General features: G+C 60.8%; 20 protein-coding genes. 10 read left to right on the top strand and 10 right to left on the bottom strand.

The genetic code is table 11. From position 1 onward, the window contains the following. Positions 1-1182, bottom strand: a complete 1182-nt coding sequence (gene cyoA / locus HB630_RS15245) for a ubiquinol oxidase subunit II (RefSeq protein WP_213773290.1) — start codon at positions 1180-1182, stop codon at positions 1-3. A gap of 178 nt (positions 1183-1360) precedes the next feature. Here cyoA and HB630_RS15240 point away from each other — a divergent pair, with 178 nt between their 5' ends. The 4 genes from HB630_RS15240 (at position 1361) to HB630_RS15225 (ending at position 6361) form a co-directional block, all read left to right on the top strand. Continuing rightward, complete coding sequence (locus HB630_RS15240; RefSeq protein WP_213773079.1) at positions 1361-2680, top strand: MFS transporter; 1320 nt, start codon at positions 1361-1363, stop codon at positions 2678-2680. A 360-nt stretch (positions 2681-3040) separates the two neighbouring features. Further along, entirely contained in the window at positions 3041-4513 is a 1473-nt protein-coding gene (locus tag HB630_RS15235) for a diguanylate cyclase (protein WP_213773078.1), read from the top strand. Between the two features lie 698 nt (positions 4514-5211). Next, the gene (locus tag HB630_RS15230) at positions 5212-5664 is read left to right on the top strand and encodes a PhzA/PhzB family protein (RefSeq protein WP_213773077.1); all 453 of its coding nucleotides are present in this window, start codon (positions 5212-5214) and stop codon (positions 5662-5664) included. A gap of 52 nt (positions 5665-5716) precedes the next feature. Next, on the top strand, positions 5717-6361 hold the full coding sequence (locus HB630_RS15225; protein ID WP_213773076.1) for an NAD(P)-binding oxidoreductase: 645 nt from the start codon (positions 5717-5719) through the stop codon (positions 6359-6361). A 271-nt stretch (positions 6362-6632) separates the two neighbouring features. Here HB630_RS15225 and HB630_RS15220 read toward each other — a convergent pair whose 3' ends face one another. Then, on the bottom strand, positions 6633-7577 hold the full coding sequence (locus HB630_RS15220) for an alpha/beta fold hydrolase (protein WP_213773075.1): 945 nt from the start codon (positions 7575-7577) through the stop codon (positions 6633-6635). Positions 7578-7720: 143 nt separating this feature from the next. On the opposite strand from HB630_RS15220, the gene HB630_RS15215 reads away from it, so the two are divergent. Both HB630_RS15215 and HB630_RS15210 read left to right on the top strand, forming a co-directional pair. Beyond that, positions 7721-8107 carry a helix-turn-helix domain-containing protein gene (locus HB630_RS15215; protein WP_213773074.1) on the top strand — a complete coding sequence of 129 codons (387 nt, stop codon included), beginning with the start codon at positions 7721-7723 and terminating at the stop codon, positions 8105-8107. Positions 8108-8456: 349 nt separating this feature from the next. Next, the gene (locus tag HB630_RS15210) at positions 8457-8807 is read left to right on the top strand and encodes a hypothetical protein (protein ID WP_213773073.1); all 351 of its coding nucleotides are present in this window, start codon (positions 8457-8459) and stop codon (positions 8805-8807) included. Between the two features lie 28 nt (positions 8808-8835). Here HB630_RS15210 and HB630_RS15205 read toward each other — a convergent pair whose 3' ends face one another. After that, positions 8836-10053, bottom strand: coding sequence for an alpha/beta fold hydrolase (locus HB630_RS15205; RefSeq protein ID WP_213773072.1), 1218 nt, complete (start codon positions 10051-10053; stop codon positions 8836-8838). Positions 10054-10354: 301 nt separating this feature from the next. Between HB630_RS15205 and HB630_RS15200 the strand changes: the two genes are divergently transcribed. Next, positions 10355-10969 (top strand): TetR-like C-terminal domain-containing protein, encoded by a 615-nt coding sequence (locus HB630_RS15200; RefSeq protein ID WP_213773071.1) that lies wholly within the window; start codon positions 10355-10357, stop codon positions 10967-10969. A 123-nt stretch (positions 10970-11092) separates the two neighbouring features. On the opposite strand, the gene HB630_RS15195 is transcribed toward HB630_RS15200, so the two are convergent. The 3 genes from HB630_RS15195 to HB630_RS15185 form a co-directional block, all read right to left on the bottom strand. Next, entirely contained in the window at positions 11093-12310 is a 1218-nt protein-coding gene (locus HB630_RS15195) for an NAD(P)/FAD-dependent oxidoreductase (RefSeq protein WP_213773070.1), read from the bottom strand. Positions 12311-12834: 524 nt separating this feature from the next. After that, the gene (locus tag HB630_RS15190; protein WP_213773069.1) at positions 12835-14073 is read right to left on the bottom strand and encodes an FAD-dependent monooxygenase; all 1239 of its coding nucleotides are present in this window, start codon (positions 14071-14073) and stop codon (positions 12835-12837) included. Between the two features lie 44 nt (positions 14074-14117). Continuing rightward, entirely contained in the window at positions 14118-15104 is a 987-nt protein-coding gene (locus tag HB630_RS15185) for a D-2-hydroxyacid dehydrogenase family protein (protein WP_213773068.1), read from the bottom strand. Positions 15105-15227: 123 nt separating this feature from the next. Here HB630_RS15185 and HB630_RS15180 point away from each other — a divergent pair, with 123 nt between their 5' ends. After that, positions 15228-15836 (top strand): TetR/AcrR family transcriptional regulator, encoded by a 609-nt coding sequence (locus HB630_RS15180; RefSeq protein ID WP_213773067.1) that lies wholly within the window; start codon positions 15228-15230, stop codon positions 15834-15836. A 35-nt stretch (positions 15837-15871) separates the two neighbouring features. Here HB630_RS15180 and HB630_RS15175 read toward each other — a convergent pair whose 3' ends face one another. Next, positions 15872-16771 (bottom strand): SDR family oxidoreductase, encoded by a 900-nt coding sequence (locus HB630_RS15175; RefSeq protein ID WP_213773066.1) that lies wholly within the window; start codon positions 16769-16771, stop codon positions 15872-15874. 85 nt (positions 16772-16856) lie between these two features. Here HB630_RS15175 and HB630_RS15170 point away from each other — a divergent pair, with 85 nt between their 5' ends. Together HB630_RS15170 and HB630_RS15165 are read left to right on the top strand one after the other, a co-directional pair. Continuing rightward, positions 16857-17471, top strand: coding sequence for a TetR family transcriptional regulator (locus HB630_RS15170; protein ID WP_346656095.1), 615 nt, complete (start codon positions 16857-16859; stop codon positions 17469-17471). A 604-nt stretch (positions 17472-18075) separates the two neighbouring features. Then, on the top strand, positions 18076-19194 hold the full coding sequence (locus HB630_RS15165; RefSeq protein ID WP_213773064.1) for a hypothetical protein: 1119 nt from the start codon (positions 18076-18078) through the stop codon (positions 19192-19194). 309 nt (positions 19195-19503) lie between these two features. Here the strand turns inward: HB630_RS15165 and HB630_RS15160 are convergent, their stop codons facing one another. The 3 genes from HB630_RS15160 to HB630_RS15150 form a co-directional block, all read right to left on the bottom strand. Further along, on the bottom strand, positions 19504-20433 hold the full coding sequence (locus HB630_RS15160) for a LysR family transcriptional regulator (protein ID WP_213773063.1): 930 nt from the start codon (positions 20431-20433) through the stop codon (positions 19504-19506). 92 nt (positions 20434-20525) lie between these two features. After that, positions 20526-20933: a hypothetical protein gene (locus HB630_RS15155; protein WP_213773301.1), complete on the bottom strand. Its 408-nt coding sequence runs from the start codon at positions 20931-20933 to the stop codon at positions 20526-20528. Positions 20934-20974: 41 nt separating this feature from the next. Continuing rightward, on the bottom strand, positions 20975-21697 hold the full coding sequence (locus HB630_RS15150; RefSeq protein ID WP_213773062.1) for a transglycosylase SLT domain-containing protein: 723 nt from the start codon (positions 21695-21697) through the stop codon (positions 20975-20977). Between the last annotated feature and the right edge of the window lie 77 nt (positions 21698-21774).

Below are 21774 nucleotides of genomic sequence, written 5' to 3'. Positions count from 1 at the left end.
TTAGGAACCCGACCGACGAAACGCGATCCGCAATGCGCTTGGGCCTGACGTGGGCGGCAAGGGCGTGAATGAGGGGAGCCGCAAACCGGCGCCGACCAGCCGCGCGGGCGCGGGGTCGGGCACAGCCGAGAACGGCGCGTCCGGCTTCGATCCGGTCGGCTCGTCGGGCGTACACAGGCTCGCGACATAGGACGGCTCCACGCCGAACACCGCGCCGCGCCGCGCATATTTGTCATATTCGAACGGCATCAGGTTGGCGGAGCCGGTGATACCGAGCCCGCCCTTGGCATCGATCGCGCTCATTTCGCTCATGCACATCTTGCTCGGCTCGACGCAGAGCTCCACGATGGCCTTGAACAAGGTCGGATCGACGCTCGAATAACGATGCACCGGCTCGTCCTCGCTTGGACGCTCCAATGTCAAATAAGCGGCCCGGTCGAGCCCGGTACCCTGCGCCTTGGCCTCTGCGACCCAGGACTTGAAATCGTCATCGCTGACGCCGCGAAAGGTGAAGTGCATTCCGGAAAATCCGGCGCCGCTATAATTGGCCGAAAATCCCTCATATACGCCGGGCCGGTTGATCACGGCCCTGAGCTGGGTCTGCATCGCAGGCATCGCATAAATCTGGCCGGCGAGCGCGGGAATGTAGAAGGAGTTCATCACCGACGAGGAGGTGATGCGGAACTCGATCGGCTGGTTGATCGGGGCGGCAAGATCATTGACCGTCGCGATGCCGTAATCGGGGTAGATGAAGAGCCATTTCCAATCGAGCGCGACCACGTCGACCCGCAGCGGCCTTGTATCCTCGGGCACGGGCTGATCGGCGGAGATCTGGCTCAGCGGCCGGTAGGGATCGAGCAAATGCGTGCTGGCCCAGGTGATGGCCCCGAGGCAGATGATGATCAGGAGTGGCAAAGACCAGATCATCAACTCGAGATAGGTCGAGTGGTTCCAGTCCGGCTCGTAAACCGCCGCGCTGTTGGACTGCCGGTAGCGCCACGCGAACACCACGGTCGTCACCATGACCGGGACGATGATCAGCAGCATCAAGATGGTGGCTTCGACCAGGAGATCGCGCTGCTGGAGCGCGACATAGCCCGATGGCGAGAGGACCACGGCGTTGCAGCCCCCAAGGAGACCGCAGGCGGAGAGGAGAAGGGCGATGGTGCGAAGACGCTTCAAGGCGGGCCTGCCGACAATTTCGTATTCCAGCGGGTTGCAGTAGCCTTGCCGGGTCCCCCGGCCCATTGGACAATTTGCCCAATGCCTAAAACCGTCGGTCGATGACACAAGCGGAAGCCTGCCGTGTTCCGACGGCATGCTTCAAAGACCGTTAAAATTCAAGGTAATCTAGCGCGCCATGATTGCAAACACCGCCGCGTCCGCGCCGCTTCCCGGACAAAATGCGCAAGGATCGGATGCTCACGACAGCGTAAGTTCGGGCGAGATCGCCGTTGGCGTCATCATCGGCCGGACATCGGAGTTTTTCGACTTCTTCGTCTACGCCATCGCCTCGATCGTGGTGTTTCCGAAGCTTGTATTCCCCTATGTCGACGCGCTGACCGGGACGCTGTATTCGTTCGCGATCTTTGCGCTGGCTTTCATCGCACGGCCGCTCGGCACCACGATCTTCATGGCGGTCGACCGCGCCTATGGCCGCGGCGCGAAGCTGACGATCGCCTTGTTCATGCTGGGAACCTCCACGGTCGCGGTGGCGTTCCTGCCCGGGTATCAGAGCATCGGCGACGCTTCCGCCATCTTGCTCTCGGTGCTGCGAATCGGTCAGGGCCTCGCGCTCGGCGGCACCTGGGACGGGCTGGCCTCGCTGCTGGCTCTCAATGTACCCGACAAGCGGCGGGGCTGGTACGCGATGATCCCGCAACTCGGCGCGCCGCTCGGCCTGATGGTCGCCAGCGCGCTGTTCGCCTTCTTCATCACCACCTTGTCGGCAGGCGATTTTCTTGACTGGGGTTGGCGTTACCCGTTCTTCGTCGCCTTCGCGATCAACGTCGTCGCCCTGTTCGCGCGGTTGCGCATCGTCGTCACGCCGGAATATTCCGAACTGTTCGGCAGCCGCGATCTTGAACCCGAACCCGTCGCCAGAACGTTGCAGGTAGAAGGCCGCAACGTCGTCATCGGCACCTTTGCACCGCTCGCGAGCTTCGCGCTGTTCCATATGGTGACGGTGTTCCCGCTTTCCTGGGTGTTCCTGTTCACGCAGGATAGCCCCGGCCAGTTCCTGATCATCGAGATGGTTGCCGCGGCGTTCGGCGTGGTGGCCATCATTGCATCGGGACCGATCGCGGATCGCATCGGCCGGCGGACGCTGCTCGGGGCATCGGCCGTGGCGATTGCCGCCTTCAGCGGATTCGCGCCGCAACTGCTCGATGCGGGCGGCGTCGGCGAAGCCGCCTTCATGCTGCTCGGCTTCGTGCTGCTGGGAATCTCGTTCGGGCAATCATCGGGTTCGGTCGCATCGAACTTCTCTCCCGCGCATCGTTATACGGCGTCCGCGCTGACATCCGATTTCGCGTGGCTGTTCGGCGCCGGCTTCGCTCCACTGGTCGCTCTTTTCCTGGCCAGCCGCTTCGGACTGCTGTCCGTCGGCGCCTACCTGCTCTCCGGCGCGGCCTGCACGCTGCTGGCGCTCATCCTGAGCCGCCGCCTCGATCGCGCATAGCGCCGGACCGACTTATCCCCGAAGCGTCATTCCGCTCGAACCCGAAAGCCCGCTATTCCAATGGAATAGCGGGCTAAATCTTGGTTATGGGGATGCACAACCACCGATACCGGCCCCCGCTGGCGTGATCATTCGAAACGGAAAGTTTGTTCCGGGCTCAGCGGCGTGCCTTGCGGCCGATCCGGATTCCGCTGCAGGTGTCCACGGGCGCCTCGGAAGGCGCACCAGAACAGATCGACCGGCGATCGGCGTCCCCTTCCCGCCGCCGCGCATCGCCGCTGCGTGAAATGAGGGAATTTTAAGGAGTTGTGTCTAAAGAAGTGGAGAAATATCTGACGCGGTCATTTCGCCAAGGCTTTCATGTCTGCTTTGTCCACCGATCCAGATGACGACGCCAAAATGTTCGAGCTCGCGCCGGTCTCGCTCTGGATCGAGGACTATAGCGCTGTTCGGGCGTTGTTCGAACAGTGGCGCGCGGAAGGCGTCGACGATATCAAGACGTTCCTCGCTACGGTCCCCGATCGCGTCCGGCAGTGCTCGGAGCGTATCCGCATCCTCAAGGTCAACCGCAAGACCCTGTCGCTGTTCGGCGCCCGCGATCTCGCTCATTTAACGGCCAATCTCGGCCAGGTGTTGCGCGACGACACCTTCAAGAGCCATGTCGAGGAACTTGCCCAGCTCTGGAATGGGCAGGCCAGCTTCTCCAGCCACACGGTCAATTACACGCTGACCGGCGAGCGTCTCGATATCCAGCTCAACGGCACGATCCTTCCCGGTCACGAACAGACATGGGACCGCGTCATGATCGCGATCGAGGACGTGACCAAGCGGGAAAACGCCCGGCGGCGCCTCATGGACAGCGAGAACTACGCCTTCGGCCTGTTTGCCCACTCACCGGTCTCGCTTTGGGTGGAGGATTTCAGCGCCGTGAAACGGCTGATGGATGACGTGCGCGGCCGGGGCGTCGAGGACTTCCGCGTCTTCACCGACGTGCATGAGGAGTTCGTTTCGCGCTGCATGAGCGAAATCCGCGTCCTCGACATCAATGGCCGGACGCTCGAGTTGTTCGGCGCCCCCGACAAAGAGACGCTGTTGCGCAAACTCGCCGACATATTCCGCGACGAAATGGAGCCCCATTTTCGCGAGCAGCTTGTCGATCTGTGGGACGGCAAGCTGTTCCAGCAACGCGAGGTGGTGAACTATGCGCTCGATGGCACCAAGCTGCATCTGTTGCTGCAATTCTCGGTGCTGCCCAAACATGAACACGACTGGTCGCTGGTGCAGGTCGCGCTGACCGACATCACCGCGCGCAAGAAAGCAGAAGCCTATCTCGAATATCTCGGCACCCATGATGTGCTGACGCGCACTTTGAATCGCTCGTTCTATGTCGACGAACTCAATCGGCTTGAACGCAAGGGCCCGCGGCCGGTCACCATCATTATCGCCGACCTGAATGGGCTGAAGAGCGCGAATGACGAACTCGGCCATGCCGTTGGCGATGCATTGTTGCGCCGGGCGGGCGAAGTGTTCGGCTCGCTGGTCGATAAGCCGGCTTCGGTCTCGCGTATCGGCGGCGACGAGTTCGCGGTCTTGCTGCCTGGCACCGACGGTGCCATCGGAGAAGCTGTTCTCTCCTCGCTCTCGGAGCTCATCGAGCTCAACAACCAGTATTATCCCGAACTCCCGCTGAGCATCTCGACCGGGATCGCCACCAGCCGGCCCGGCGACCGGCTGGAACAGGTGGCCAAACGCGCCGACATGAAGATGCTTCATGCCAAGCGCTTGTATTACTTGCAGGCCAATCGGGATCGGCGCGTCACAGGCGCCGCGTGAACTGCCTGAGGCCGGCACGTACAACCCGGACGACATCCCGCCTCCATGAGGTTGGCGCGCCATCCGTGCCACGCGAACGTTTCCAAGATCGCAGGGCAGCGCGCTCCTGCGATGCTCATTGTTGAAGCCGCGCTGGACGGCAATGGATGCTGTCGGTCGCCGGAAAATGAATGGTCATGCAGTTCGTCAGGATACGCGCCGCAGACCCACTCTGTGAGTCATGCCGCAGGGGCGGGATCGTATTCGCCACCTACATTCCATACTGAAAAAGCCCGCCAGAGGCGGGCCAATTCACTGATATTGCTATCAAATCTTGGTTGCGGGGACATGCAACCATCTCAAATTGCTATTTCAGGCGGTCGCTTAGCGTGCCCTCCGAAGGCAAAGATCACACGTTCGAATCGTGTCGGGTGCGCCATGAAATCAATGACTTAGCCTAACCGTTCTGATGTGAGTGAAAGTAAAACTCACCACAAACTCACCAAAAATAATCCGGCGCTAGCGCGGAATCTGCGGGAATCGCGCCGGTTCTTTGTACAGTATCGCGTCCGGTCCCTTACGGAGTTTGGGTCGCAACCTTGGGCGGGAGGGCCCGTTCGCTGATGCCGGGTGAGAAATTTGGTTTAATCAGATTCTTGGATCATTCGAACGCGCGAGTTACGTTCAAAGCGCGGACAGGAAGCCCATGAGTTCGAACGATGGCGAGCGCCGAGACGGTGAAGCTGATGCGCAACTATCAGACGCTGACACCCAGCGGCACCTCGGCGAATGGATCGATCTGTGGGCCGACGACGGGGGTGCTCGAATTCCCCTATGCACCCGCCGGCCGCCGCCGCGCCTACCAGGGCAAGGCCGACATCCTCGCCTACGTGAAGCAAGCGACCGGCAAGGTCGCCGCCGACGCCGTCGAACAGATGCGGATCTCCCCGATGCTGGACCCCGGCATGATGGTGGTCGAACTGTCGATCAAAGGCCGCGCGCGTGCCAACGATGCGCCCTACAATCAAAGCTTCATCATCTTTTTCGAAGTCCAAGACGGAAAGCTGCGCCGCCATCGCGAATATTGGAACCCGTTGATCACCATCGACGCCATCGGCGATCGGGACAAATGGACCGCGGGCTTCGGCTTTCCCAAGGAGCCGGGAGCGTGAGCGGCCTCGTACTGGTGACAGGTGACGCCGGTAAGACGGGGCGCCGCATATGATGAAAGTCGCTGTGCTCGGAGCGACCGGCCGGACGGGTGGACTGGTCGTTGAGCAGGCGCTCAAGCGAGGGCATCGGGTCGTCGCCTATGTCCGGCGCGCCGGCGCCTTGCGGGCGAGCGAAGGGTTGGAGATCGTGGTGGGCGAGCTGTCCGATTCAGAGCGCCTGCAATCGGCGATCAGCGACGTCGATGCGGTCATCTGTTGCCTCGGGACCCATCGGCGCAAGCCGGTGGATCTGATGCAGACGAACCTGCCGCTGATCGTCGAGGCGATGAAGCGTACAGGCCGTACGCGGCTGATTCTTCTCTCAGCCTATGGCGTGGGGGAAATGGCGCGAACGGCCTCGCTCGCAGCCAGGATCATCTACAAGACCGTGGTCGGTTCGGTTTTTCGCGATAAGGAGCGCTCGGAGGTTGGTCTGCCGAAATCGGGCCTCGACTGGACAGGGGTCTATCCGGTGATGCTGACCGACGGCCCGCTGATTGAGGCGGTGGAGGTGCGCTCCACGGACGGGGTGAAGAAGGTCAAGGGCCTGCCGAAGGTTTCCCGCGCCAACGTCGCCAAAGTGCTGCTCGACGCAGCCGAGGACAGCCGAACCATTCGGCAGAAATTGCTCGTCACCAGCAAGGGCTCTGTCCGCTGACCTGACCACCGTGTCTTCGAATGATTTGGTCGGCGTGATCACCGCCGTCTCGTTGGCAACCGTCGACTTGAGTGACGTGTCGTCACGGATCGCCCATCCTGTCGGCTCGTTCTTTGGTTTGATGCGGTCTTGAAAAAAGTGGACGGAGGTAGTTACAGAAAGGGGACGTTGCGGGACAAGCTGTGCGAAAACCTTCCAGTCATCCTGGTCTGACCGACTCCCCAGGGTCCGTCACTGTCACCGGACTGCCTCTCCGTGGTGGAGTTTGTCGCTATTTGCACACCACTTGACCCAAAAGGTTGGGTTGTTCCATCAATGCATCGCATGCGTCGCGCCATGCCGGATCGCCAGAGTAAAAGGTGCTGCGAAGGAAGGCCCAGGTCATGCGCTGGACCAGAGCGACCCGCTCGGGGTTTTCATCCGTCGTCTCGGTGACCGTATACCCCGATATGCCGCCGAGCATATGCTCCCCGCCAAACAGCGTGAGGAGGGCCTTGGCCCCGGGGCTCAGGTAGTAGGGATCGTAGAACCAGTCCGGGCCGCGAACGGTCAATGGAGAATGATCGTTGTCGCCAGCGACCACCAATGTCGGCGTCTTCAATTCTGAGAAACAGGAGTTCAGATATGGGAGGTGTTCAGCGGCGAACGCGCTGAGGTCCTTTCCGCCGAGACCGCCTGCAGCCAGCAGAACACCGACGCTGATCCGAGGGTCAGACATGTCTTGCTCCTCCTGGCCCTCAGAGCCGACCATTTGGGCGCCAAGCAGCATCCCCGTGGTCTGACCACCGAACGAGTGCCCGGCCGCCGCGACGCGACTGTGATCGACACGGCCGGCGAGCCCCGGCAAGGAACGCTCAAGGACGTCAAGATTGTCGAGCGCCCGCTTAACGTCATCCACCCGAAAGCGCCAGATCGACGGCCGCCGAGGATCATCCTCGCTGAGACCCATCCGCCTTGAATCCAGATGCGTCGGCTGGATCACGACGAAACCATGGGCAGCCCAATAGTCGGTCAGGGGCAAGTAGCCGTCCATGGACGAACCAAAGCCGTGCGAGAAAACGATGACCGGCAAATCGACGCCCACCACCGGAGCGGATATCCGCACCTGGAGATCGTCACCGCGCTCCGGAGCGGGCAGCACAATCGAGCGCACCGATGCAACCGGGGACGGCGCGCTCATATTCGCATCTTTGTAGCTACGGGCTGCCAGGGCCATCGTCGAGCACCTTCTTCACTGCCGTCCGCCCCCGAGCACCGTCCCCCAACTCAGGATCTGCCGCTCGGTCTACAAAATTGACCAAGCCTGGATAGGCGACTACAAATTAGGCCGTCAAACGCATATCTTCAGGACCAAGTCATATGGAATTGACCGTAGCCGAGGGATCGCGCACCAATTGCCGGGGCGTTAGCGAGGTCCTCAACCGCGTCGGTGACAAGTGGACGGTGCAGGTGGTGGTCGCGCTTCACGAGCGACCTCAGCGGTTCAACGAGATCAAGCGCGGCGTGAACGGCATCTCGCAGCAGATGCTTATCAAAACGCTGAAGACGCTTGAGCGTGACGGTATGGTCGAGCGAACGGTTCGCTCCAGCACGCCACCGCAGGTGCAGTATGCGTTGACTTCGCTTGGCTGCTCATTGGCGGAGCCGGTGCGCCATCTGGCGGAATGGGCGCTCGCACATCTGGGCGCCATTCATGACAGCCAGGTCCGCTTCGACGAAGGGATCACTAGAAAGATTGGCGGCTAGGAAAACAACCGCCTTTGCCGCTCCAATTTGCGCAGCCCCATATGCCTGACCGTTCTCGCAGGTTGGCATAGCCAGCGTAGGAGATCGGGGAGGAGCTATCTATGCTTTGCCGTTCGCATTATCTGCGCGATCGTTCGGCGCGACGATCCTGGAATAGCTGCACATGATATCTTGGGGGGACGGCGAAACGAACTACGGCGCGAGCGCATGAAATCCTGCAGCCCGCTCGCCGGATCGAAGCTACAGCCACATAACTGCGCAGTTTCAGCAGCGACGGCCCGTCTGACAGTGGGTCCATGAGCCATCCTTCGTCGTGGTGGCTGTCCCCCCCCCCAAGCCGGAGAACAACATGCCTGTGGAGCAACTCGCGGACAAGATCGTGATCGACACCAACAACTACATGCCCTGGTGCGACGACCACTACCCCGTCATCGACTCGGGTGAGAAGACGGTTCATGAGCTCCGTCAGGAGCAGCTAAACGGTCCCCCCTTCATCGTGAAGAGGTCGTCTGGCTGCTTGGCCTCGCTCGCCGAGACCATCATGTTCGCAGTTCCTGCCTCGGATGTTCAGCGCCAGGCGGTAGCCGGGAGGTATCGCGATGCAGGTGGGCAAGATCTCGATTTGCAACATATCAAGCGTCTCGTAAGAATGGCGACAGCCGCGGTGGCAGTGGCTGGGCCAGTCTGTCCTCCTTACTGAAAGTTGTCGGCATTACTTTTTCACTATTCTACAAAGCCGTCCGGTCAACCTTCCGTCCGCCGTGCAGATCGAGCGTTTCATCCAGCCAGTTGAAGACGACTTCGTCCTTGTAAGCCAAGGCGCCAGACTGGCAGTGATTCTCGGCTCCATCTTCACTGGTAAATCGGACAAGTTGCTTAGGACATTGCAATGCGTCGTAGATTTTCTGCGGCTGACCGTTAGAAAACCCGTCGCTTTCAGCGTCCATGACCAAGCAGGGGCATTGAATCTGCTTGGCGATACCCTCCATCGAGTACGACTTCGTTCTTGTCATGAAATCAGCGATACCTGACGCACCAAACGCCCAGATACCGTGTGGTACGGCCCAGCGCAGGCCCGTATTGTTCTGCATGCCTTTTTGGATGATATTCTCGCACTTCACCGTGTCACCCGCGTCGAGAGCGGCGACAGCCTCTTTTGGCAGCAGACCCCGAAAGTCGTACATGCCGTCAAAGAAGACAGCCGCGCGAAACCTATGCTCGAAAGCCACGGCACGAGCAGCGAGGAAGCCGCCCAAACTCATTCCCATGAGCGCGAGATTGGCGCCGTCGACATCTGGCCTCGTCAGTGCGTAGTCCACGGCAGGCGTCACCACCGCTTCCCAGTCATGACGGAGATGGAGATGTTGTTCACGGATCGGCGCCCCCTGCCCCGGACCATCAAACGTCAGACAGTTATAGCCCCTCCGTACCGCCGCGGCCGCGCCGAAATAGAAAAGCTCCTCGAGACTCGAGTCGAACCCGCCGTGGAAGATCAGTGTGGGGCGCGGCTTGCCTGAATTGTCCACCTTATAGAAATATCCAGGGAGCGTGGTCCCTTCGTAAGGAATTTCTACCGGCTCCCAGGTTGGGCCAGTGAGCTTCGCCGCTTCGGCGTACGCCTGTTGCGACGCTCTGGACTCCGAGAGAATGCGGGGGTCTGCAGGATCGCCATGCAGATAGAATTCGGCCGTCCGGAAGTAGGTGGAGGCCCGCAGATATCCTTCGCGGGCGCTTTCCAGGTGACCTGCGCCCGAACTGACGTCGGCGCGCGACAAGATCCGGCGTGCCAGCTTGTCCCATTCCGTGAACCAGCTCTCGAAGTCACCTTCCATAATTCGTTCGGCGGTCGCGATCATCTCGCCAATATCGGAGCCACCGTAATAGGTGAAGCCCAGGTTGCGAACGAATTCGAATGCAAACGACTCATCTCTGAATGCGACCTTCATGGTGTTCTCCGGTCCGTTGGTTCTTTGTGAGCCGCAATCTACCGATGTCGGAGAAGCAGCCGGGGGATCTACTCGCTTCGGCCTTTGCCGGGCCGACCTCTGCTCCATGATCCGCCTCGCGGCATTCCCGACTCCGTAAGACGGTCGGCGGCGAAACGTCCCAACGACACTTGTCGCGTCGGGGCGGATTTGCTGCCGAGAGGTCGGTACCGCATGACCAAGAAGCTTTTCACCGTGTCGTTCATGGTCTATTCATCTATGGATGGAACGCTATCGTTCCATCCAACTGGGGATGCCAACGATGGAACGCAAGCGTTCCGACGATAATTATTTACCACGCCAGCCGAGCGGAGCGGCCGTGATGCGGGTCGAGGTGACGGATGCGCTGTCGCGCGCGTTCTTCTCCGAATGGTCGCGGGTTGGCTACGCGGCGCTCAGTCTCGAGCGCGTGGCCAAGGCGGCAGGCGTTGGCAAGGCGGCGCTTTACCGGCGCTGGCCCTCCAAGGCGGCCATGGCGAGCGACCTCCTCTCGCGGGTCGGCCTGACGCTCACCGAAACTGGAGATATGGGCTCGCTAGAAGCGGATGTGCGGGCGCTGCTGCTCGCCTTCCGGCGCGTGCTGCGTCATCGCTTGATCCGCCGAATCCTGACCGATCTTCTAGCCGAGATCGGACGCGAGCCAGCGCTTGAGACGGCGCTCCGCCCGTTCCAGCAGGCCCGGCGCGATCGTGTCCAACAGCTAATCGAACGAGCCATCGCGCGTGGCGAGCTTGCCGCAACGGTGGACCGGGAAACGATCCTCGATTTCCTGGTAGCGCCGCTCTACTGGCGGCTCGCGGTTACCAAAGGACGCTCCGACATCGCGTATATCGAGCGTCTCGTCCGCATGACAAAGGCTGCAATGGCGGCGGGTTGAGCAATGGCGACTTTCAGCGCCGGTCGAACGAATCCGCCGCCTGGTCAGTCGACGTCGGCAACGGGTGCGCGCACCGCCGATCTCGTCGTCATTGACGGATCGCCGCTCGTCGCCGGCTGTCGGTCAGACGGGGAGCGGGTTCTGGGCCATGCGTTGGCGCCCGATCTCGGCCGCCTCTCGCACCACGGCAAATCCGTAATCGAGCATGTCGCGCTCGTAGTCGGCCAGTGCCTTGGCCAGTACCGTCTCGCCACGCGCAACCGCCCTGAGCGCGCGGCCGAGCAGCGCGCCATCGCGCATCGCGACGTTAGCGCCGCGTCCCAGCGTTGGCGTCATTGCGTGAACGGCGTCGCCGAGCAGGGTGACGTTGCTCGGCGCGTCTAGCGCGAAGGGTACGCTCGTGTACATCTTCACGAGGAAAAAAGCCGAGGGCTCACCAGCGCGGACGAGCGACGCGGCGCGATCGGGCCAGGCGCCGATCACTTCGGCCGCCACACGCTGCAGTGTTTCGCCGGATGCGTCGTGCAGTTCGGCCGGGAAGTACTCGTGCCGACCACCAACGATACAGACGATATAGTCCTCCTGGGGGCGCATGGCGGCGCCCGGCGCGAACCGCTTAGCCGCTTGTTCGGGCGGCACTGGGAAGAGGACCGAGCCAAGACCCAGGAAGACCTTCCGCTCATCGGACGCGATCGTGAAGATGTCCTCCAGCGTCTCTCTCGGCACGATCGAGGAGGCTTTATCGATCGGAACGCGGCCGTAGATCGCGGTGATCCCGGCATCCACCGTGTCGCGACCCGGCGCACGCTGGCGGCACACCGGCGAGCGTACGCCATCGGCGCCAACCAGGACATGGCCGCGCGCTGTCGTGCCGTCGGTGAAATGCGCGACCACCCCATCGATCGTGCTCTCGTATCGGTCGAGCGCCTTGCCGTAATGGATGGCATCGTCGAGGCCGGCGAGCAGGATCTGGCGCAGCGTGGCGCGATCGACATTGGCATGGGCTGGCGGCCCGTCATGCTGCGCGGGCCAGACTCCCTCGCCGTGTTCGTCGTCGGTCGGCAGGCGCTTCATGACCGTTAGGTCAGTGCGCAGTATGGTCGTAAACGGCTGTGTCCGCTGCGAAGTCGCCTCGAACACTGTGTGCAGCTCGCTTCCCAGAACCTCCTTGGCGGCGTTGATCGCGTCCGCGTCAAGATGGAGGCGATAGCCCTGCGGCCGGTCGAAGGGGCTCGGGTCGCGCTCGAAGATCTGAAAGCCGATACCAGCGCGACGTAGCGACTGGGCTAAGGTAAGGCCGCCGAGACCGGCTCCGATGATGAGAACTTGGAATCCAGGCATGAATCGTCCCTTGCGGAAAGAGTGGCAAGAGACGCACCGGCGGCTATTGCAATGAGGCAAAAGCACTTGCACGAACGCATCAGCGTTGCCCGGACTACCTACCGGGCAGTGACTTTCGTACGTCGGCTGCAATAATGGGTCGCTTGCGACTTGGCGTCAAGCCCGTGTGCGATCAACCGTCCCGTTCCAAGCCAAGACGCAGAACGGCAGCCAAAGCAGGCTCACGACTGATGCTATGTCCGCCTTCGAGACGGCGAAGGAAGCACGCGAATGACGGCGGCACGCGCGGAGCCACCGTCGACCGCGGTTCGGTCCTAGCGATCTGCAGTGCTTAGGGTGGAGCGTTCAAGAGTTGACTCATCGACATCGTCGGGAATCTCCTGCCTCAATCTCGGACCTTGATCGAGCCGGCGCTCATCGTCAGCATTCCGGCATTATGATCAACTTCCTGGCGGCGATTATCGACTTGTCATCAGAACACCTCTCATCGTCGAAGCAGCGACAGGCGTCGATCGCCGCGAGATTCAGGGGTTGACCGCACCACCCGCATAGTCCGGAAGCTGAAGCGAGCTATGCACGAGCCTCGATGTCTCGCCCCGTAGCTCGGCCTCTCCGGACGACCTCGCCGCCGTGAACGCGCGGTTACGGGCATCGAGTTCTTCGGGCGTACGCGGCAGGAGTAAACCTCCACCGCGGGTCGCCAGCGCCTGATTCGCTTCGATGAAGGGCCGTATGATTCGTTCATAGGACGCGAAGGCTTCGGTCGGGACTGCGTGCGTGGCCAGTTCTCCGGCCAGCACATAGGCGCCAACCAGCGCCAGGCTGCTACCCTGGCCTGATAGGAAAGAGGGTGCGTAGGCAGCATCGCCCACCAGCACGACGCGGCCTGCGGACCAGCGCGGCATATGGATCTGACTGACGGTGTCAAAATAAAGATCGTCCGATCGCAGCATCGCTTCGACCAGACGGGGAACTTCCCAGCCATCGCCGGCGAACACCTTGGCCGTCCGTCTGCGTTGCGCGTCGATATCAGGATGCGAAAGGAACGGCGGCTCGTCGGCCGCAAAGGTCAGGAAGCCGTGAAGCGTATCGCTGTCGCCGACCGCGTATACCCCTGCCATGCGGCCCGGTTCGGCATATGTGACCCCTTCGTGAGAAAGACCGGCGTAGTTGGGCAAGGAGAAGAGGTTGAAGCAACGACCGAGATAACGGTTGAACTGCTGCTCCGGCCCGAACGCCAGGGCACGCGTCTTCGAATGCAAACCGTCGGCGCCGACAACGATGTCGAACCGGCCCTGCGCGCCGCCCTTGAACCGGACGTTTATGCCGGCGCCATCGTCCTCCAGCACGTCGATGGAATCGTTGAACCGATAGTGGATCGCCGTATCTCGCGTCAGCTCATGCAGCAGCGAAGTCAATGCGCCGCGCGGCAGCTCGATGTCGCGACCAGAAACGCCGCCCGTTAGGGCTTCGGGCCTGATGACGCCGATCGTTGCGCCGGCGGCATCGACAAAGGTGAGCTTGCGCGAGTCGATATGAGCCGCCTTGAGTTGTGAAAGCAGACCCATGCGCTCGACCACGTCGATCGCGGTGCCGCGCACGTCAATCGGATAGCCGCCGCTGCGGACAGCATCGGCGCGTTCGACGACGGTGACATCGAAGCCAAATCGGTGGAGCCAGTAAGCGAGGGCCGGCCCAGCGATACTCGCGCCGGAGATCAGGACGGTCCCGTGGAACGGATTGCGAGCGGTCGTGGCAGGCATAATGATCCCCATTCCAATCATAGATATTTGCTGGCTGTCGAAGCTTAACGCTGCAGCGCCTCGGGGTTCGCGATCCGAACGGGCTCTCTGTCCAGCCAAGCCGTCACGGACTCTACGATGTCCGAATAGACGGCGCCCAGCAGTTCACGGGTGACGTATCCAAGGTGAGGCGACAGCGTCACGTTCGGCAGACACCGCAACGCATGATCCGATGGCAGCGGTTCGACGTCATAGACGTCCAATCCCGCTCCGGCGATCCGTCCGGCTCTGAGTGCCGCGACAAGAGCCGCCTCGTCGACAATCGGGCCTCTGGAAATGTTGATCAAATAGGCGCCTGGCTTCATCAGGGCCAGTTCGGGTGCAGCTACGAGACCTCGCGTACGTTCCGACAGCACCAAACCGATAGAAATCACGTCGGATTCTCTGAAGAGAGTCTCTTTCTCGACGCGGCGCACGCCGACCGCTGCCGCGGCCTCGTCGGTCAGATTCTGGCTCCAGGCGATCACCTCCATCCCGAACACCTTCGCGTATTCGTTGATGCGCTTGCCGAGCCTGCCAAGACCAAGAAGGCCGAGCGTCTTGCCAGACAGCGTCACCCCTGCGGTGGTCTGCCATCCTCCCTCGCGCATGCGTCGATGTTCTTCGCCCAGATTGCGCACCGTCGCCATCATCAAGCCCCATGCCAGTTCCGGCGTGCCGTTGCCGGCTGCGGCGAATCTGGGGGTGGCGAAGTTCGGGTGGGCCACCAGGATGCCGCGTTCGCTGGCGGCGGCCATGTCCAGGTTCGTCAGGCTCATGCCGACGATCGTCATCAGTTTCAAGTTCGGCAGCCGCTCGATCAGCGTGCGCGGAAAGGCCATACGCTCGCGGAGGGTGCAAACCACATCGAACGGCTGCAACGCCTCTGCGGCCTCGTCCTCGGAGAGGTGACGGTCAAACACGGTTATGTCCGCCCTGGTCCGCACAGCCGACCAGTCGGCAAGCTCGAGCGCGACGCTGGCGTAGTCGTCGAGTATCGCCACTTTGGTCATGCCGTCTTCCGTTTGTTCAACGATGCCGATTGGCTGGGTGTCGCCTACCGGTTAGATAAGATGCAGCAATGTTTCCTATAATCCGGCGATAGGGAGAGTCAATAAGAATCATGGATGCATCTTATGAGGCGTAAAGTGGGCATGGTGAAAGGTGGGCGGCGCCGCGGCGACGCCCTTGAGGAAGCGATCCTCGATGCGGCCTGGGGGGAATTGTTGGACCATGGATATGCCGGCTTCACGATGGAAGCCGTGGCTAAGCGAGCGGGTACGAGTCGTCCTGTCCTGGCTCGCCGCTGGCAGAGCCGAAGCGATCTGGCCGTCGCGGCCATTCGAAATTACAACAAAAATAATCCCATCGACGTGCCGGACCTTGGAAGTGTCCGCACCGAATTGATAACTCTGCTCCAGAAACTCTCTGACCGCGGCACAAGGACCATGACAAAAGTCCTGCTCACCATGAACGACTACTTTACGGAAACGAATTCAAGCATTGCTGATCTGAGGGACAGATTGACTGACGGTAGCAAGTTCGAAGAGGTGATAAAGCGCGGAGTGGCTCGAGGAGAACTGGATCAAAGCAAAATCACCCCGCGGATATCGTCCCTGCCTCTCGATCTTCTCCGCCACGAAGTGCTCATGACGCGAAAGCCTGTTTCGAAGGCCGTAATTGTCGAGATTATAGACACAATGTTTCTACCATTGGCGGCCCGGCGTAGCGCCGGGCAGCCCTGATTGCACCGCGGTGCAATTGACTTAGCGCCCGGCCCTTAGGCCGCCGTCCAATCCACCTCGCGAAGATCGGTGAGAAGGTCCTGTCCGCGGGTCTCCCATCCCAACTGCCGACGAGTCAGGCTGCTGGAAGCCGCCAGATCGATCGCGGCGAGGGGGGCTATGACGCCGAAATAGTCTAGGGCTTCTTGTCCCGTGATCGACTCGACTGGCATCTTCAAGCCGGCGCCGATGACTTCAGCAATGTCACGCATAGGGACACCCTCTTCGCCGACCGCGTGATATCGCGCACCGGCCACGCCCTTCTCAAGCGCAAGCTTAAATAGCGTCACGGCGTCGGTGACGTGGACGGCCGCCAGTCTGTTCTGACCGTCGCCGACATAGGCGACCCGGCCCTTTTTTCGCGCGAACTTGATATGCTGGGCGATCCGACCCTGATGGCGCGTGTCATGCACCTGCGACAACCGCAGCACGATGACGCGTCCGCCCTTGGCGATGACGGCGTCCGCCGCTTCCTCGGTCGCCGCGCGGGAAAACTCAGCCGAACTGAAATGACCATCGGTCTCTGTTGCTGGGCTTTCAGTCTTCGACCGACGCACGAGCCCGGTGCCCGAGGAAACGACGAGCGGTCGATCCGAACCCAAGATGGCCTCACCCAGCGCCTCAATGACCTTGCGGTCTTCCTCGCTATGTTGCTTCAGATTCCCGAAGTCGTGATTGAAGGCCGCGTGGATCACGCCATCGGCTGTTTCCGCTGCCGCACGCAGGCGGTCCAGGTCGTTTACGTCGCCACGAAACGCTTCCGCGCCTGCATTGGCGAGTTGCTCGGCGCTTTTGTCGGAGCGGCTAAGGCCAACGACCTGGTGGCCAGCTTTGATGAGTTCGGGGACGAGATAGGAACCGATAAAGCCGGTCGCGCCTGTCACGAACACTCGCATCGCACAGCTTCCCATGATAAACGGAATTGCCGTCCGTTTATATACGGAAGGCAATTCCGTTTATCAAGCTCGGTGCAGAGGATTAGTGAGTAAGAGCAGTTCGGACATCGCGGAACAGGCGGCAACGGCTCGAAATCTGCGGGCCGATGCGCAGCGCAATCATGACCTGTTGGTGGATGCTGCAGCGGTCGTGTTCGCCACATCCGGTGTCGATGCACCGATGAAGTCAGTCGCCGACCAGGCAGGGGTCGGCGTCGGAACCGTCTACCGGAGGTTTCCGAGACGCTCCGATCTGATTGTCGCCGTGTTTCACCGAGAGGTAGACGCCTGCGCGGACGCTGCACCACTCCTGGCAATGCAATATGAACCTTTCGAAGCGCTCACGCACTGGATTGAGCGGCTGCTGGACTTGATCGTGACCAAGCGAGGGCTGGCGGCGGCGTTGCATTCCGGCGAACCGGCCTACACATCCTTGCGCGACGACTTTGAAGTACGCCTCGTACCCGCATTGCAGGGCCTGGTCGAGGGGGCCCGCACCGAAATCCGTGCTGACATAACGGCGGCAGAGCTCTGGAATGCGCTTGCGCGGCTTTGCGCGCCAGCCACTGTCGACGATTTTGAGCCGACACGGCGAATGGTGGACGTGCTTATCAATGGGCTCCGCGTCGAGAGCAGGCGACTTAGCGACACGCGCGATTGAGCGGAGGGCTCAGCCGAGCGACGAGATAGTCAGACACATCCCAGACGTCGCCGGTGTCAGAGATCAACGCGATATAACCGTCGGGACGGATTAGCACAGGGGTGGGATCGCCCGCACTGTAGCTCGGGCAAGATAACCTTCGGAGTCTGCGACTTCGCCAGGGCTGGGAGAATTCATTGCGGAGCGAATGGACAATTGCCCAAGCCGCTCCTACGATAAGGTAGCGGCAAAGCCGCTATGCCATGGTCCCTGACCCGCAGCACAGGTATTTCGTGATGGCAACCTCTGCGGCACACTTGGAGTGCCCATGATCTGTGCCGGAGGTCAATAGCGAGCGATCTTTCCAACTTTGAAGATTACACGCTGGCCGCAAAGCGGTGCAAATCCAACCGACGAAAAAACAAAAAATACTCGTTCGGCGATGGCCCATCACCGGACGGCGGACAACCGGGGTAAGGTCGGCGCGGCTGAGGCCGCAAGCCAGACAACGCGAAGCGTTGTCTAGTCAGATAGTTATCCTTCTAAATCACAGTTGATCGTTACGCTTCCTCTTGCCCGCGTCGTAATAGTTCGCTTGGGTTCCTCCCCCGGAGGGAGGCAAGGCATGGAAACGTATACGCGCCAGGAGCTGCATGACCTAGTCTGGTCCAGCCCGATGCGGGACGCCGCAAAGAAGCTTGGGCTGTCTGACAATGGGCTCCGGAAGCATTGCGTGAAGGCGTTCGTGCCCCTGCCGCCCCAGGGACACTGGAACAAGGTGCATGCCGGGCAGAAGGTCAAGACAACTCCACTGCCGCTCCGACCGCCCGGAATATCGGATGAGATTACGGTCGGTGCATGGGACTATCGCGCATACAATAATCGCTTGATGGAGATCGAGCCGGTGGCGCCGGTGTTCGAGGAGCCGATCGAGATTTTGCGCGAGCGGGTTGCCCGCAATCTCGGCGTGGTGGTAGCGTCAAAAAATCTCTCGCCACCTCACGCAGCCTTCCGCCGCCAGGTAGAAGACGACGCTCGTCAAGCGACGCAATCGACCTGGTATTCCTCGCTCTTTAATGGCCCACTTGAGAAGCGACGCCTGCGTATCTTACAGGGTCTCTTCTACGGCCTGAGCCGACTTGATTGCTCGGTCACCGTGCAGGGGCGAGAAACCCGCACAATCTACATTGGTGTCGGCCAACAGAGCCTGTCCATCGCGCTCGAGCGCGCAGCGACTCGCAAGAGAGCTGTCGACGATAAGGACGTCGAGCGCCTCAAGTTCAGTATCCTTAGGGGTGTCGGGTCCGAAACCGAGCGTATTTCGTGGACGGATACCGAAGAACAGCTGCTCGAGGCTCAGCTCAGCACCATTGCAGTTGAGATCATCGTGGCGGGAGAGATGCAATACCGAGAGCATCAAGTCCGGGTTTACGAGGAGGCAATCCGGCGCCGTGAGGAGATGAAGCAGGAGGCCATCCGGAAACAGATCGAGCAAGAGAAGGCCGAGCGTGAGCGTCTTATCAAGCTTGAGGCCGCGAGATTGAAGCGACTCACGGACAGCGCCGAGAACTACCATCGCGCGCAGACGATTAGGGCGTTTGTAGCATCGGTCATCAATGCATCTAAGGAAGGTACTGATCCAGAACATATCGGGCTCTGGAAGGAATGGGCGCTTCTCCAGGCTCATCAACTCGACCCGATTGCTACAGGACAGATCTGGGATGACGTGAAGGACATCGCTTAAACGACGGGTAAGGCTCCCCTCGCGGCTGCACCCAATAGCCAGCTTATGGGTGTTGCCGCTGCTTCAAGCGTTGTCTTCGCTTCGCTGCGGAGACGTTTGACTCGGACGTCTGACGAGCTTCATCGGCTACCCGGAGGACCGGTCCGCATAGCATGCCTGAGACATGTACATAGAGAGTCTAGAGTCAGGATAATGTCGGGGTATTATCCTCCGAGGCGAACCAGCGGATCGATCCCGCAAAACTGATTGCCCCGATACTGGCTCGCTTTATGACCACAAAGCGCGCAGGTCATCGTCCTCGCAGCAAGATCAGTCTATATGAGGTCGGCGATGCCGACCGTGCGTTCCCTCATACCGACGAAGAAGATCCAAGAAGCCTTGCAGTGCGGGATTGTCATTGCCGCTCAGCCAGCAGGCGTAATATGGCACCAGGCTTGGCCCATCGTTGTCGGACACTTCACGGTAGATCACGCCGGGGTGTCGCGCTCCAGCGTCCGCCTCATACAGGAGCGTGACGTCGGGCTCGATACCGACAAGGCTAAGCGAGAAATCACTGCCGACGTTGTGCTGATGGATCGAAGGGACGTGGCCCGAGGCCTTGAGCTTGGCTACAAGATGATTTTTCAACTCGGGACCGGGATCACGGCCGAGGAATATCTGCTCCTTGCGCAGGTCTTCCCATGTCAGGTTCTTCTTGCTGGCAAGACCGTGAGAGTCCGGCATCGCGACCAGCACTCTTTCCTGCCACAATCGGATAACGTCGTGTCCTCGATGACGGAAGTGGTCGGCCACAATGACGACGTCGATGGCACCGGCATGGAGGCGCTCCATCAAATAACGCCGTTCGCCGTCGGTGTATTGGATCTCCACATGGGGAAAGCTGTTTTTGTATTCGCGGAGCGCCGCGCGAAGATGACCTCTTCCCGGCGAAACATAAAGACCGATCTTGAGCCAGCCAGTTTTCCCGCGACCGACCGTCGATGCGTTGACCAGGACAATATTGAGTTCGTCGAGGATGCGGCGTATCTGCTCTAGAAATCCATCTCCCGCCGTCGTCGGCCGGATTCCGTGTCGATGCCGATCGAAAAGTTTGACACCGATTTGCATCTCCAGCGCTCTAACCCTGCGGCTCACGGTGGAAGCCGGAATGCCAAGCAACTCGCCGGCCTTATGAAAGCTGCCCTGCTCGGCCGCCACCAGGCTCTGGATCAAGATCACAAGCTCGGTGTTCCTGATCATGGGCAGACCTTACCAAATCAGGTAGCTTTGATCGAAATCGCGATGGGCGACGACATCGCTCGGATCGATCGCCTGCATGGTGAATAACTCTCCTAGTGATGTCCAAGCGGTGCGTAAACGGGCGGCGCCGGCCGGTACGGAACGACCGAGTTTCCAAAATTCTTGCCGTATTGCTGCTGGACACCGGGGATATTCACGACGCCGGTCTTGGTGTCGGGTGAGCGCGCATCCAGCGGTGGGGTGTTTAGAACAGGATTGGTCTCGTCGACCTTGCGCTTGAGCTTCTGATTGAGTTGTTCGAGCGCGTGGTTCTCATCGTCCTTGCCGCCGGTCCCGCTTTTGCCGTCGCCGTCGCCTTTGTGATCAAGCTGATCGTTGATCTTAGGTGGCTGCGAGGGCGGGCTAACGGAGATCTCGGGCAGCGTGGTCTGGGCTTCGGTGCGAGCCGGCATCATGGCTGGCACCACCATGGCAACCGCAGCAACGATCACCGCGCGCATCCAACTCCCCGCCACCACGACTTGATCGGCGTTAGATGTCTTCATCGCGTCGCCCTCACCTGCACCACGAGCGTGCTGAGCCTGGTATTGAGCGCCTCAAGGTTGACACTGCCGATGCGGCCACCTCCGACACATTTACGCCTACAGCCGATGCTTGCAGTCTCGCCGAAGTTCGCGACCGGAACAGTGCCGGTGACGCGAAAGCCGCGGGCGACCAGTTTGCCGCGCACCGCCAGACAATAATTGACTGACAGATAAGAGAAACGCGTCTCGCCGTGGCCGGCGCGATATTTCATCACGGCGGTACACAGGTCTCCACCCGCCAAACGCCACGCTTGCGCCAGATAGGTCACGCCGTAATGAATGTTGGTGGCTGGCGCTGCGAGATCGGTGTTGTTTCCAACGAATCCAAGCATCCGCGCGGTGGATGGCAGGATCTGCATCAGGCCGATCTCGCCGACCCCGCCGATCGCGGCGGGATTGTAGCCGCTCTCCACCGCCATGACCGCTTCAGCGATTTCCGGCGAGAGGCCTGTTCCTGCGGCTTCTTTCTCGATCAAGGCGCGATAGCTGGCATGGGAGTCGAGGCCACGCAGCAAGGGCGGCGCACCTCTCGCGGTGTTGTCGTTGGTTTGGTCTTTTGTATCAGAGGCATCCGTCGGCGCATCTCTTGTCAGTTCCCGCGGCTCGATTTCCGCGACGCGCGTATCGGACGGGGGTGAAGACAGCAGCAGTTCCGCGGATGCCAGATCTGGCAAAAGCATCGCGAATGCAACCAGGACGAAACCGATTGCGACATTCGATCGGCGATGCGCCTGATGGCGACACCGTGGCTTGCGCA

This window comes from Bradyrhizobium sp. dw_78 (assembly GCF_018449525.1).
GTDB lineage: Bacteria > Pseudomonadota > Alphaproteobacteria > Rhizobiales > Xanthobacteraceae > Bradyrhizobium.
This window is presented reverse-complemented; position numbering and strand designations above follow the sequence as displayed.

Coding starts and splice junctions, on each gene's coding strand:
- HB630_RS15240 (WP_213773079.1), top strand. CDS start 1,361: ATGATTGCAAACACCGCCGCGTCCGCGCCGCTTCCCGGACAAAATGCG.
- HB630_RS15235 (WP_213773078.1), top strand. CDS start 3,041: ATGTCTGCTTTGTCCACCGATCCAGATGACGACGCCAAAATGTTCGAG.
- HB630_RS15230 (WP_213773077.1), top strand. CDS start 5,212: ATGGCGAGCGCCGAGACGGTGAAGCTGATGCGCAACTATCAGACGCTG.
- HB630_RS15225 (WP_213773076.1), top strand. CDS start 5,717: ATGAAAGTCGCTGTGCTCGGAGCGACCGGCCGGACGGGTGGACTGGTC.
- HB630_RS15220 (WP_213773075.1), bottom strand. CDS start 7,577: ATGGCCCTGGCAGCCCGTAGCTACAAAGATGCGAATATGAGCGCGCCG.
- HB630_RS15215 (WP_213773074.1), top strand. CDS start 7,721: ATGGAATTGACCGTAGCCGAGGGATCGCGCACCAATTGCCGGGGCGTT.
- HB630_RS15210 (WP_213773073.1), top strand. CDS start 8,457: ATGCCTGTGGAGCAACTCGCGGACAAGATCGTGATCGACACCAACAAC.
- HB630_RS15205 (WP_213773072.1), bottom strand. CDS start 10,053: ATGAAGGTCGCATTCAGAGATGAGTCGTTTGCATTCGAATTCGTTCGC.
- HB630_RS15200 (WP_213773071.1), top strand. CDS start 10,355: ATGGAACGCAAGCGTTCCGACGATAATTATTTACCACGCCAGCCGAGC.
- HB630_RS15195 (WP_213773070.1), bottom strand. CDS start 12,310: ATGCCTGGATTCCAAGTTCTCATCATCGGAGCCGGTCTCGGCGGCCTT.
- HB630_RS15190 (WP_213773069.1), bottom strand. CDS start 14,073: ATGCCTGCCACGACCGCTCGCAATCCGTTCCACGGGACCGTCCTGATC.
- HB630_RS15185 (WP_213773068.1), bottom strand. CDS start 15,104: ATGACCAAAGTGGCGATACTCGACGACTACGCCAGCGTCGCGCTCGAG.
- HB630_RS15180 (WP_213773067.1), top strand. CDS start 15,228: ATGAGGCGTAAAGTGGGCATGGTGAAAGGTGGGCGGCGCCGCGGCGAC.
- HB630_RS15175 (WP_213773066.1), bottom strand. CDS start 16,771: ATGCGAGTGTTCGTGACAGGCGCGACCGGCTTTATCGGTTCCTATCTC.
- HB630_RS15165 (WP_213773064.1), top strand. CDS start 18,076: ATGGAAACGTATACGCGCCAGGAGCTGCATGACCTAGTCTGGTCCAGC.
- HB630_RS15160 (WP_213773063.1), bottom strand. CDS start 20,433: ATGATCAGGAACACCGAGCTTGTGATCTTGATCCAGAGCCTGGTGGCG.
- HB630_RS15155 (WP_213773301.1), bottom strand. CDS start 20,933: ATGCGCGCGGTGATCGTTGCTGCGGTTGCCATGGTGGTGCCAGCCATG.
- HB630_RS15150 (WP_213773062.1), bottom strand. CDS start 21,697: ATGCTTTTGCCAGATCTGGCATCCGCGGAACTGCTGCTGTCTTCACCC.